The 11,201-nt window shown below is 70.5% G+C and carries 11 protein-coding genes; 5 read left to right on the top strand and 6 right to left on the bottom strand.

Annotation, left to right across the window (positions count from 1 at the left end; all coding sequences use genetic code 11):
• Complete coding sequence (locus ASC77_RS21140) at positions 1–1,224, top strand: ABC transporter ATP-binding protein (protein WP_056157505.1); 1,224 nt, start codon at positions 1–3, stop codon at positions 1,222–1,224.
• Here ASC77_RS21140 and ASC77_RS21135 read toward each other — a convergent pair.
• The 5 genes from ASC77_RS21135 to ASC77_RS21115 all read right to left on the bottom strand — a co-directional run bounded on the left by ASC77_RS21135 (position 1,221) and on the right by ASC77_RS21115 (position 5,720).
• Positions 1,221–1,865, bottom strand: coding sequence for a DUF1707 domain-containing protein (locus ASC77_RS21135; RefSeq protein WP_056157502.1), 645 nt, complete (start codon positions 1,863–1,865; stop codon positions 1,221–1,223). The two genes, ASC77_RS21140 and ASC77_RS21135, sit on opposite strands and share 4 nt — an antisense overlap.
• 27 nt (positions 1,866–1,892) lie before the next feature.
• On the bottom strand, positions 1,893–2,939 hold the full coding sequence (locus tag ASC77_RS21130; RefSeq protein ID WP_056157499.1) for an ABC transporter ATP-binding protein: 1,047 nt from the start codon (positions 2,937–2,939) through the stop codon (positions 1,893–1,895).
• A complete protein-coding gene (locus ASC77_RS21125; RefSeq protein WP_235547875.1) occupies positions 2,936–3,715 on the bottom strand; it encodes an ABC transporter permease in 780 nt (259 codons plus the stop codon). The genes ASC77_RS21130 and ASC77_RS21125 overlap by 4 nt, the downstream gene beginning before the upstream one ends.
• Positions 3,712–4,398, bottom strand: a complete 687-nt coding sequence (locus ASC77_RS21120) for an ABC transporter permease (protein WP_235547873.1) — start codon at positions 4,396–4,398, stop codon at positions 3,712–3,714. The genes ASC77_RS21125 and ASC77_RS21120 overlap by 4 nt, the downstream gene beginning before the upstream one ends.
• 188 nt (positions 4,399–4,586) lie before the next feature.
• Positions 4,587–5,720, bottom strand: coding sequence for an ABC transporter substrate-binding protein (locus tag ASC77_RS21115; RefSeq protein ID WP_056157490.1), 1,134 nt, complete (start codon positions 5,718–5,720; stop codon positions 4,587–4,589).
• 127 nt (positions 5,721–5,847) lie between these two features.
• Between ASC77_RS21115 and ASC77_RS21110 the strand changes: the two genes are divergently transcribed.
• Positions 5,848–7,536: a fumarate hydratase gene (locus tag ASC77_RS21110; RefSeq protein ID WP_056157487.1), complete on the top strand. Its 1,689-nt coding sequence runs from the start codon at positions 5,848–5,850 to the stop codon at positions 7,534–7,536.
• 56 nt (positions 7,537–7,592) lie between these two features.
• Here ASC77_RS21110 and ASC77_RS21105 read toward each other — a convergent pair whose 3' ends face one another.
• Positions 7,593–8,522 carry a DUF559 domain-containing protein gene (locus tag ASC77_RS21105; protein WP_056157484.1) on the bottom strand — a complete coding sequence of 310 codons (930 nt, stop codon included), beginning with the start codon at positions 8,520–8,522 and terminating at the stop codon, positions 7,593–7,595.
• Positions 8,523–8,749: 227 nt separating this feature from the next.
• Here ASC77_RS21105 and ASC77_RS21100 point away from each other — a divergent pair, with 227 nt between their 5' ends.
• The 3 genes from ASC77_RS21100 to ASC77_RS21090 are packed head-to-tail and all read left to right on the top strand — an operon-like array spanning position 8,750 to position 11,113.
• Positions 8,750–8,998 carry a zf-TFIIB domain-containing protein gene (locus tag ASC77_RS21100; RefSeq protein WP_056157482.1) on the top strand — a complete coding sequence of 83 codons (249 nt, stop codon included), beginning with the start codon at positions 8,750–8,752 and terminating at the stop codon, positions 8,996–8,998.
• Positions 8,999–9,026: 28 nt separating this feature from the next.
• Positions 9,027–9,725 (top strand): spermidine synthase, encoded by a 699-nt coding sequence (locus tag ASC77_RS21095; protein WP_235547871.1) that lies wholly within the window; start codon positions 9,027–9,029, stop codon positions 9,723–9,725.
• On the top strand, positions 9,722–11,113 hold the full coding sequence (locus ASC77_RS21090) for a class II fumarate hydratase (protein ID WP_056157477.1): 1,392 nt from the start codon (positions 9,722–9,724) through the stop codon (positions 11,111–11,113). Before ASC77_RS21095 ends, ASC77_RS21090 begins: the two co-directional genes overlap by 4 nt.
• The last annotated feature ends 88 nt before the right edge of the window (positions 11,114–11,201 follow it).

The following is an 11,201-nucleotide window of genomic DNA, read 5'->3' as shown; positions in this document are numbered from 1 at the left end:
ATGGCTGCCATCGACATGAAGAACATCGTCAAGAAGTACGGCGACGGCTTCCCGGCTGTGAACGACGTCAGCATCGACGTGGCCGACGGGGAGTTCATGATCCTTGTCGGGCCGTCCGGGTGCGGGAAGTCGACGCTGCTGCGGATGATCGTCGGCCTGGAGGACATCACCTCCGGCGACATGATGATCGGCGACAAGAGGGTCAACGACCTGGCGCCTCGCGACCGCAACCTCGCCATGGTGTTCCAGAACTACGCGCTCTACCCGCACCTCACCGTTTACGAGAACATCGCGTTCCCACTGCGGCTCGCGAAAGCTCCCGACGCCGAGGTCGACGAGAAGGTCCGGGCCGCGTCGAAGACCCTCGAGCTCGACGAGCACCTCGAGCGCAAGCCGGGCAACCTCTCGGGTGGCCAGCGGCAGCGCGTCGCGATGGGCCGGGCGATCGTGCGCGAGGCCGACGCGTTCCTGTTCGACGAGCCGCTGTCCAACCTCGATGCCAAGCTCCGCGGCCAGATGCGCACCGAGATCTCCCGGCTCCAGAAGCGGCTCGGCATCACCACGGTCTACGTCACCCACGACCAGACCGAGGCGATGACGCTGGGCGACCGGGTCGCCGTGCTGAAGCGCGGCGTCCTGCAGCAGCTGGCGACACCGCGGGAGCTGTACGAGAACCCCGGCAACCTCTTCGTGGCCGGCTTCATCGGCTCCCCGCCGATGAACTTCCTGCCGGCGACCGTCGAGGGCACCACCGTGAAGCTGCCGTTCGGGACCGTCGAGATCCCGGCGGAGAAGGCCGCGAAGGCCGAGGGCAAGGGCCTGCTGATGGCGGGCATCCGGCCGGAGTACTTCGAGGACGCGAGCGTGAAGACCGACCCCGGCAACGGGTCGACCTTCCGCGCGAAGGTCGACGTCGTCGAGTGGCTCGGCAACGAGACCTACGCCTACATCCCGTTCGAGGCGCCGCCCGAGGTCGAGGAGCAGCTGCGCCAGCTCGAGCGCGACCTCGACGGCGAGGCGCTGCACACCCAGCTGGTCGTCTCGCTCGACGGGGCCAGCCGGATCACCGAGGGCGAGGAGGCGGAGATCTGGGTCGACGGCAGCAAGATCCACCTCTTCGACCCGGCCTCGGGCGACAACCTCACGGTCGACCGGGAGCGCGCCGGCCGGATCCCGGGTGGTGCGATGGAGGACGCGGCCGAGCAGCCGGCGGCCGCCGGTTAGCGGCGGGCGCGCCGGCGGCGCTTCTCGCCCGGCATCGGCTTGCGGTCGACCGAGACGCCGCCCCAGATGGCGACGCCGCGGATGCGCACGGTCGGCGAGTTGGCGTCCAGCTCGGCAGGCACCTTCTCGCTCGGCCCCGAGTAGCCACCCATGATCCCGGTGCCCTCCATCACCACGTGGGTGTGCGGACCGACGGTGATCTGAGCGCCGCCCATGAAGGCGTTGACGGTGATCACGACCTCCTGCGCGGCGAACTTCGCCTGACGAAGGTCCAGGTCGGCGCCGCCCATCATCGCGAACACCGACATCCGCCGCGGCACGACCCAGACCCCCTTGCGATCGAGGCCGTTGAGGATCGCGAGGTGGCTCTCGCTCGCCGGCCCCTGGACGACGGGCGAGGGCAGCGCGGGAGGCTGCCAGGGCAGCTGGTCGCCGGTCGGCAGGTCGGACGTGATGGGGACCAGGTCGGCGTACGTGCGCGCGGCGTACGCCGCCTCGAGGCGCTCGTCGAGCTCGTCCATGTCGATCCGGCCGTCGCCGGCGGCAGTGCGGAGGATCTCGGCGACCTGGTGCCGCTCGGCGTCCGAGATGCGCATCAGCGTCGGGTCCGGGGTCGCGCGGGGCTGGAGGTCTCCTTCCATGCGACCAACCTACTGTCGTGTCGGCTGTCAGTCAGCGACGACCAGCACCGGCACCGGATCGACCTCGACCCGCACGCGCTCGCCGACGGCGAGCCGGGACGCGACGCTGCTCGGCAGCTGGGCGACGACGAGCGTCCCGTCCGCCAGGGTCACCGTCGCGCGGGAGACCGGGCCGAGGAAGGCGACGGAGGCGACGGTCGCCTCGCCCTCCCCGTCGGCCGTCAGGCGCACGGACTCCGGCCGCACCAGGGCGACCCCGGACGTCTCGGCCGACCCGGGCAGCACCGGGACGGTCGTGCCGAGCACGTCGGCGCGCTCGGCGGCGACCTGCGTGGGGATCCGGTTGCTGAGACCGACGAACTGACCCACGAACGGCGTCGCGGGCGCGTCGTACAGCTCGGCGGGCGGCGCGATCTGGTCGAGCCGGCCGGCGTTCATCACGCCGACCCGGTCGGCGACGGCGAGCGCCTCCTCCTGGTCGTGCGTCACGAACAGCGTGGTCGTGCCGACCTCGATCTGGACCCGCCGGATCTCGTCGCGCAGCTGGACCCGGACCTTGGCGTCGAGCGCGGAGAGCGGCTCGTCGAGCAGGAGCACCGCGGGCTCGATCGCCAGCGCCCGCGCGAGCGCCACCCGCTGCTGCTGACCGCCGGAGAGCTGGTGCGCGTAGCGGTCGTGGTGCTGGCCGAGCCCGACCAGGTCGAGCATGTCGCCGGCGCGCTGGCGACGCTCGGCGCGGGACCGGCCGCGGAGCTTGAGGCCGAAGGCGACGTTGTCGACGACCGTGAGGTGCGGGAAGAGGCTGTAGGCCTGGAACACCATGCCCATGTCGCGCTTGTTGGGCGGCACCCGGGTGACGTCCTTCCCACCGACCAGGACGGTCCCCTGGTCGGGCCGCTCGAGGCCGGCGAGGATCCGGAGCGCCGTGGTCTTGCCGCAGCCCGACGGGCCGAGCAGCACGACCATCTCGCCGGGCGCCAGGCTCAGGTCGAGGCCGTCGAGGGCATGGACGTCGCCGTACGAACGGCGCAGCCCGGCCAGCTCGACGGCGGTGCCCGGGGACGAGGTGGTCATGGGTTCCTCCGGGTGGATCGGCGGCGGTCGAGCAGGGACAGCCCGACGAGCAGGACGAACGCGAGCATGATCGAAGCGAGGGCGGCCGCCATCGACGTGGGCGCGTCGCTCTTGCCGAGCAGCACGATCGCGACGGGGAGCGTGTCGTAGTGCAGCAGCGAGGCGATGGTGTACTCCCCCAGCACCAGGGCCACCGAGATGAACGCCGCGCCCAGCACGCCCGGCCAGATGTTCGGCACGATCACGCGGGTGATCACCGTGATCCACCCGGCGCCGAGCGACCGTGCGGCCTCGGCGAGCGTGGTCGCGTCCAGGCCCGAGAGCGAGGCGTCGATCGCCCGGTAGGCGAAGGGCAGCACCAGGACGACGTACACGAAGGCGAGCGTCAGGGGCGAGTCGCCGACCAGGTAGTCGACCCAGGCGTAGACGTTGCTGAGCCCGACCACGACGACGAGCGCGGGGATCGTCAGCGGGAGCAGGCACAGGAACTCGATCAGGCGGGTGGCGCGGGGGACCCGCAGCCGGACCCAGATCATCGTCGGCACCAGCAGCACGACCATCCCGACCACCGTGATCAGCGCGAGCAGCAGCGACGTGCGGATCGCCTCGCTCATCGTCGGGTCGTTGACGAGCTGCCGCCACGCGTCGCCGGTGCGGGACTTGGTGATGACGTCCTTGGTGCTGAAGTTGAGCAGCGCGAGGAGCGGCAGCAGGAAGAACCCGGCGAACAGCAGCAGCAGGAGCGTGCGGGCGACCCGCCACAGCGCGGTGCTCACCGCATCCACCTCGACGAGCGCCGCAGCATCAGGGAGTAGACCCCCATGACGATCGAGACGACCACGACCATCTCGAGGGCCAGGGCGTAGCCGAAGTCCTGCTGCCCGAGGACGACCTCGCTGGTCAGCGCGGACCTGATGAGGAGCGGGGTGATCAGGGCGCCCTGGCTGATCAGCGCGGCCGCGGTGGCGTACGCCGCGAAGGCGTTCGCGAACAGCAGCAGGGCCGACCCGAGGAACGCCGGGCGGAGCAGGGGGAACGCGACCTGGGTCCAGTACTGGAAGGTCGTCGCGCCGAGGTTGACCGCAGCCTCGCGCCACTGCGGCCGCAGGCTCTCCAGTGCCGGCAGGAAGACGATCACCATCAGCGGGATCTGGAAGTACGTGTAGACGAGCACCAGGCCCGGGAGCTCGTAGAGCCACGAGTAGCCGGTGTCGGACGCGCCGAACAGGTCCGCGAGCAGGTTGGTGAGCAGGCCGCCGAAGCCGAGGGTCGCCATCCAGGCGAACGCGAGGGTGACGCCACCGAACTGCGCGAGCACACCACACACGGCCGTGGTCACCCGGCGCATCAGGCTCGTGGGCGGCGAGGCCACCACGAGGTAGGCGAGCAGGGCGCCGAGCACGGCACCGATGGCTGCCGAGCTGAAGGAGAGGATCAGGCTCTCCCGGAGCGCCCGCATCGGCGTCTCCTCGGTGAGCGCCCGGACCCGCTCGAGCGTGAAGCCCCCGTCGTCACCCTGGAACGCGCCGACGACGACCGTGATCGTCGGGACGATCAGGAAGATCGTGACGTAGACGAGGAACGGCAGCAGACCGAGGGACGGCCCGACGCGCAGGCGCCGGACCGTCCTCGCAGGCGTGGTGGCGCTCAGCCGACTGCCTTGGCCCAGTTGTCGGCCAGGTAGGCCGCCATCTTCTCGGTCTGGTCGTTCGTCGGGATCACCGGCTCACCGTTGACGGCGGGGAGGGCGTCGTACTTCTCCTGGTCGATCGTCCCGGCCTCCACCATGGCGTCAGCGAGGACCGGACGCGCGCCGCCGGCGAGCCAGAGGTTCTGGCCGTCGTCGCTGTAGAGGAACTCCTGCCACAGCCGCGCGGCGGCCGGGTGCGGGGCGTCCTTGTTGATCGCCTGGAAGTAGTAGCCCGCCACCGGGTCGGCGTCAGCCGGTACGACGACCTTCCACGAGGGCAGCTTGGCGGTCTCCGCCGCGTTCAGGTAGTCCCAGTCGATGACGACCGGGGTCTGGCCCGACTCGATGGTCGCGGCGGTCGGGTCCACGGGCAGGAAGTTGCCCGCGTCCTTGAGCTTCTTGAAGAAGTCGACGCCGGGGGCGATGTCGTCGGCCGACCCGCCGTTGGCCAGCGAGGCCATCACGACCCCGCTGAACGCCGCTCCGGCCTGGGTCGGGTCGCCGTTGAGCGCGACCTTCCCCTTGAAGTCGGAGCCGAGGAGGTCGGAGACGTTGGCGACGTCCGGGACCTTGCTCGAGTCGTAGCCGATCGACATGTAGCCGCCGTAGTCGTTGACCCAGGTGCCGTCGGGATCCTTGAACTCGGCCGGGATGTCCGCGAAGTTCTCGGTCTGGTAGGGCGCGAAGAGGTCCGTGTTCGCCAGCGCGACGGACTGACCGAGGTCGAAGACGTCCGGGGCCCGGTCGCTGCCCGCCAGCTGCTTGGCGGCGTTGATCTCGTCCTGGCTCGCGGCGTCCGGCTGGTCGGACTTCACCGTGATGTCGTACTTGTCCTGGAACGCCTTGATGATGTTGCCGTAGTTGGCCCAGTCGGGGGGCAGCGCGATGACGTTGAGCGTCCCCTCCTTCTGGGCGGCCTTCACCAGGGCGTCCATGCCGCCGAAGTCATCGGCGGACGTCGCCGTCTTGGCGTCCGTCCCGCCGCTCGAGCCGTCACTGCTGTTGTCGTCGGACGAGGGCGGAGCACACGCCGCGAGCGCGGTGGTGGCCGCAAGCGCGACCCCGGCGACGACCCATCTACGAACCTTCACGAGACCTCCTGAGTAGGGCGCCCGAATTCGCGCCTCGCGAACCCTCACGGGTGCGGTTGTCCGGGACGTTACTCCCAGTTGGACCCGTCCCGGCGCCATTGTGAACCTGGGCGTAGTCTCAGCGGCCGTGGCGAACGATGCAGAGTTCCGTTATTCCGACCTCCTGCCGACGGGCCCGGACAGCACGCCGTACCGGCTGCTGACCACCGAGGGCGTCTCGACGTACGAGGTCGACGGTCAGACCTTCCTCCGGGTCTCCCCCGAGGCGATCCAGCGGCTGACGGCCGAGGCGATGCACGACATCAGCCACTACCTGCGACCGGCGCACCTCGCCCAGCTGCGCAAGATCATCGACGACCCGGAGGCGTCGGGCAACGACCGCTTCGTCGCGCTCGACCTGCTCAAGAACGTCAACATCTCCGCCGGCGGCGTGCTGCCGATGTGCCAGGACACCGGCACCGCGATCGTCATGGGCAAGAAGTCCGAGGGCGTGCTCACCGGCATCGACGACGGCGAGGCGATCTCGCGCGGTGTGTACGACGCCTACACGAAGCTCAACCTGCGCTACTCGCAGCTCGCCCCGCTGACGACGTACGAGGAGAAGAACACCGGCACCAACCTGCCCGCGCAGATCGAGATCTACTCGACGCCGCAGACCAGCGGAAAGCCGGAGTACAAGTTCCTCTTCATGGCCAAGGGCGGCGGCTCGGCCAACAAGTCGTTCCTCTTCCAGGAGACCAAGGCGGTGCTCAACCCGCAGCGTCTCCTCACGTTCCTGGACGAGAAGATCCGCTCGCTCGGCACGGCCGCCTGCCCGCCGTACCACCTGGCGGTCGTCATCGGCGGCACCTCGGCGGAGTTCGCGCTGAAGACCGCGAAGTACGCCTCTGCGCACTACCTCGACACCCTCCCGACCGAAGGCTCCATGTCGGCCCACGGCTTCCGCGACGTCGAGCTGGAGGAGGAGGTCTTCAAGCTGACGCAGTCGTTCGGGATCGGCGCACAGTTCGGCGGCAAGTACTTCTGCCACGACGTACGCGTGGTCCGGCTCCCCCGCCACGGCGCCTCCTGCCCCGTCGCCATCGCGGTGTCCTGCTCCGCCGACCGCCAGGCGCTCGGCAAGATCACGCCCGACGGCGTCTTCCTCGAGCAGCTCGAGATGGACCCGGCGCAGTACATGCCCGACGCCGGCGTGGCCGAGGACATCTCGGGCGGCGAGGTCGTCGCCATCGACCTCAACCAGCCGATGGCCGACATCCTCGACGAGCTCTCGAAGCACCCGGTGAAGACCCGCCTCTCGCTGACCGGCCCGCTCGTCGTCGCCCGCGACATCGCGCACGCCAAGATCCAGGAGCGGCTCGACGCCGGCGAGGAGATGCCGGCGTACCTCAAGGACCACCCGGTCTACTACGCCGGGCCGGCGAAGACGCCCGAGGGCATGGCCTCCGGCTCCTTCGGCCCGACGACCGCCGGCCGGATGGACTCCTACGTGAAGTCGTTCCAGGCCGCCGGCGGCTCGATGGTGATGCTCGCCAAGGGCAACCGGTCGAAGCAGGTCACCGAGGCGTGCGACGCGTACGGCGGCTTCTACCTCGGCTCCATCGGCGGCCCGGCGGCCCGCCTCGCCCAGGACTGCATCAGGAGCCAGGAGGTCATCGAGTACCCCGAGCTCGGCATGGAGGCCGTCTGGAAGATCGAGGTCGAGGACTTCCCGGCGTTCATCGTCGTCGACGACAAGGGCAACGACTTCTTCACCGACCCCTCCGGCACCGTCACCGTGCCCGTCACCGGGATCCGGGTGCGCTCGGCGGAGTGACGCTGCGGGCGTCCCGGCCGGGACGCTGCCGGCGGACGTCATACGAATCGAGGTCCCTAGGCCACGATCTTGATGACGTCCGGGGTCCAACCCGCCGCCCGCAGGGCCTGCTCGATCTGGACCATGAAGTCGTGCGGCTCCAGGCGCAGTCCGAGCAACGGCAACCGGAGCATAGTGTCGCCGTCGAGGGCGAGAGCGTTCTGCCGGAGGGCATCCCCGACCACGTTCTCCGCCCAGGTGTGGTGGATGCCGTCGATCTCGACGACCAGCTTCCACTGCGGCCAGTACAGGTCGAGGTAGTAGCGGCCGCGATCGTCCTTGCGGAGCACCTGACGCTGGGGTCGGGGCAGGTTGCGACGGGCGAGCTCGTCACCTATCTCGAGCTCGCCCAACGAGCGAGCGCCGTCGAGCAGGTCGTTGACGAGGACATGCAGCAGCCCTCGCCGACGATCGCGCTTGACCCGGAGCAGCTGCCGCCCGATCTCCTCCGCCGTCGTGATGCCCTGCTGGACAGACATCGTCACGACCAACGCGGCCTGACGGTCGCTCCGAGCCCAGAGACCGGCGCGCACCGCCGCCGCAGCCGGCCGCACGCGGGGCACGCCGCTCGCCGCGAGGTCGGCTGCGCTCCACCGACGGGTCTGTCGGATGTCGAAGCGCCGGTTGCGACGGACCTTCGCTCCGCGCGGGACCGACACCCGCACCCGATCGACCGCGAACCTCTCGAGACCTGCCTCGACCAGGGCAGACGCGCCATCGAGCTGTGCGCGCGGACCACCCTGGAAGACCGCGGCCCAGTGCTCTCCCCGCTGCGACAGGCTGCCCGTGTGGGTACAGATCGACTGGTCGCCGATCGCCTGCCACCGTCGTGCGCGCAGGTTCGCCGTGACCTGCCAGCGCGTGACCCCGAGCGCGTACAGGCGTCGTCGCGAGATGACGCCGTCCTGGTCGTCAGCCTCCTGCAGCGCCTGCTCGATGGGTGTCATCCGTCCACGGTGCGTCCGGACGCGGACCAGGTCGACGCCGGTGCTCCCGACCTGGGGAGACAGCTTCCGCCAGGGCCCTTGTGGACGGTTTGTGGTCGCACGCGGCGCACAGACGTCATACGAATAGTGGGCTCCCAGCCACGCTTCGTACGACGTCCCGCTCGCGCGTCACGGAACCCTCGCACGCTCCCACCCGTTCGACGAGGTGAGCGACGAGAGGACTCCCCATGCTCTGTCCCACCGACGGCGCCACCCTCGTGATGAGCGAGCGCAGCGGGATCGAGATCGACTACTGCCCGACCTGCCGGGGGGTGTGGCTGGACCGCGGCGAGCTCGACAAGATCATCGACCGGTCCGTGACGCGGCCCGCGCCCGCCCCGGCGCCCGCGTACGGCGAGGGCCCGCAGGGCTACCAGCAGCAGGGCTACGCCAAGAAGAAGCGCAAGGAGAGCTGGCTCAGCGAGCTCTTCGACTGATCCTTTCCTCGTCGGGAAGACTGGCCGCGTGGAGGCAGATCACGTGGAGTACGGCGAGATCGCTCGGGCCGAGTCGGAGCGCGGCGAGCTGGTGCTGCGCGAGCGCCGCCCCGAGGGTGGGCCGACGTCTCTCGAGCTGCGCGCCAACGGGGTGTTCGTAATGGACACCCTCGAGGTGGCCACTGAGCGCGCCCTGGCGAGCGCCGCGCTGGCGGCGGTCGACGATCCCGCCGCGGTGGTGGTCGGCGGCCTCGGGCTGGGCTTCACGATGCACGAGGTGCTCGCCGACTCGCGGGTGGAGAAGGTCGCGGTCGTCGAGATCGAGCAGGCGCTCGTCGACTGGATGCGCGACGGCACGGTCCCGCACGGGCCGGCGCTGCTGGCCGACGAACGGGTCAGCGTGGTGGTCGCCGATGTCGCGATCGCCCTCGCCGAGGCGAAGCCGGCGTCGTACGACCTGGTGCTGCTCGACGTGGACAACGGCCCGGGCTACCTCGTCCACGAGAGCAACGCGGCGATCTACGAGGCGCCGTTCCTCGAGTCCGCGCGACAGGCGCTGCGCACCGGCGGCGTCCTCGCGATCTGGTCGGCTGCACCCGCGCCCGCGCTGCTGGAGAGCATGTCCACCGTGTTCGGCGACGCGCACGGCCACGGGCACGACGTACTGCTCCAGGACCGCGAGGAGACGTACTGGCTCTACGTCGCGCGGGTAACGTCCGAGGCATGACCTCCGGAGACGAGTTCCGCACCGAGCACGACAGCATGGGCGAGGTCCGCGTGCCACGCGACGCCCTGTGGCGGGCCCAGACCCAGCGCGCGGTCGAGAACTTCCCGATCAGCGGTACGCCGATCGAGCCGGCGCTCATCCACGCGATCGGCCGGGTGAAGTCGGCGGCCGCGACCGTCAACGCCGAGCTCGGCGTCCTGGACGCCGACCGGGCGGCGGCCGTCGTGGCGGCCGCCGACGCCGTCGTCGCCGGCGAGCACGACGCCGAGTTCCCGATCGACGTCTTCCAGACCGGCTCGGGCACCAGCTCCAACATGAACGCCAACGAGGTCATCGCCACCCTGGCCGGCCGCGCCGGCACGGACGTCCACCCCAACGACCACGTCAACGCCAGCCAGTCGAGCAACGACACCTTCCCGACCGCGATCCACGTCGCCGCCGCCCTCGCCGTGTCCGACGACCTGCTGCCCGCCCTCGACGTGCTCGCCGCGAGCCTGGGCCGCAAGGCCGAGGAGTTCACGGGAGTGGTGAAGTCGGGGCGCACCCACCTGATGGACGCCACGCCGGTGATGCTCGGCCAGGAGCTCGGCGGCTACGCCGCCACCGTGCGGTACGCCGGTGAGCGGCTCGAGTCGGTCCTCCCCCGGGTCCGCGAGCTGCCGCTGGGCGGCACTGCGGTCGGCACCGGCATCAACACCCCGCCCGGCTTCGCCGAGCGCGTCATCGCCGTGCTGTCGGAGCAGGCCGGCCAGCCCTTCACGGAGGCGCGCGACCACTTCGAGGCGCAGGGCACCCGCGACTCGCTGGTCGAGCTCAGCGGAGTCCTCCGGACGTACGCCGTCGGCCTGATCAAGATCTGCAACGACCTGCGCTGGATGTCCTCGGGGCCGACGACCGGACTCGCGGAGATCCACCTGCCCGACCTCCAGCCCGGGTCGAGCATCATGCCGGGGAAGGTCAACCCGGTGCTCCCGGAGGCCACCTTGATGGTCTGCTTCCAGGTCATCGGCAACGACGCCGCCGTCACCGCAGCGGGCGCCAGCGGCAGCTTCGAGCTCAACGTCGCGATGCCCGTCATCGCCCGCAACGTGCTGGAGTCCGTCCGCCTGCTCGCGGCCGCCTCCCGGCTGCTCGCCGAGCGCTGCGTCGACGGCATCACCGCGAACGCGGAGCGGATGCGCCAGTACGCCGAGTCCTCGCCCTCCGTCGTCACGCCGCTCAACAAGTACGTCGGCTACGAGGCCGCCGCGAAGATCGCCAAGCAGGCGCTCGCGCGCGGTGCCACGATCCGGGAGACGGTGATCGAGATGGGCTACGTCGAGCGCGGCGAGCTCACCGAGGCGCAGCTGGACGAGGCCCTCGACGTGGAGAGCATGACCCACCCCTGAGGCGCCCCCCGGCTGCCTCTCAGCTCACCCGGTCTCGACACGCCGGTCGCGGCCTCGCAAGCCCGCCCGCGCGGCTCGCTCGACCACC

Source organism: Nocardioides sp. Root1257 (assembly GCF_001425175.1).
GTDB lineage: Bacteria > Actinomycetota > Actinomycetes > Propionibacteriales > Nocardioidaceae > Nocardioides.
The sequence above is the reverse complement of the archived record's forward strand: the minus strand, read 5'-3'. Positions and strand labels throughout refer to the sequence as shown.

Excerpts from the sequence above, each read along its gene's own strand:
- ASC77_RS21140 (WP_056157505.1), top strand. The coding sequence starts at position 1 with ATGGCTGCCATCGACATGAAGAACATCGTCAAGAAGTACGGCGACGGC.
- ASC77_RS21135 (WP_056157502.1), bottom strand. The coding sequence starts at position 1,865 with ATGGAAGGAGACCTCCAGCCCCGCGCGACCCCGGACCCGACGCTGATG.
- ASC77_RS21130 (WP_056157499.1), bottom strand. The coding sequence starts at position 2,939 with ATGACCACCTCGTCCCCGGGCACCGCCGTCGAGCTGGCCGGGCTGCGC.
- ASC77_RS21120 (WP_235547873.1), bottom strand. The coding sequence starts at position 4,398 with ATGCGGGCGCTCCGGGAGAGCCTGATCCTCTCCTTCAGCTCGGCAGCC.
- ASC77_RS21105 (WP_056157484.1), bottom strand. The coding sequence starts at position 8,522 with ATGACACCCATCGAGCAGGCGCTGCAGGAGGCTGACGACCAGGACGGC.
- ASC77_RS21100 (WP_056157482.1), top strand. The coding sequence starts at position 8,750 with ATGCTCTGTCCCACCGACGGCGCCACCCTCGTGATGAGCGAGCGCAGC.
- ASC77_RS21090 (WP_056157477.1), top strand. The coding sequence starts at position 9,722 with ATGACCTCCGGAGACGAGTTCCGCACCGAGCACGACAGCATGGGCGAG.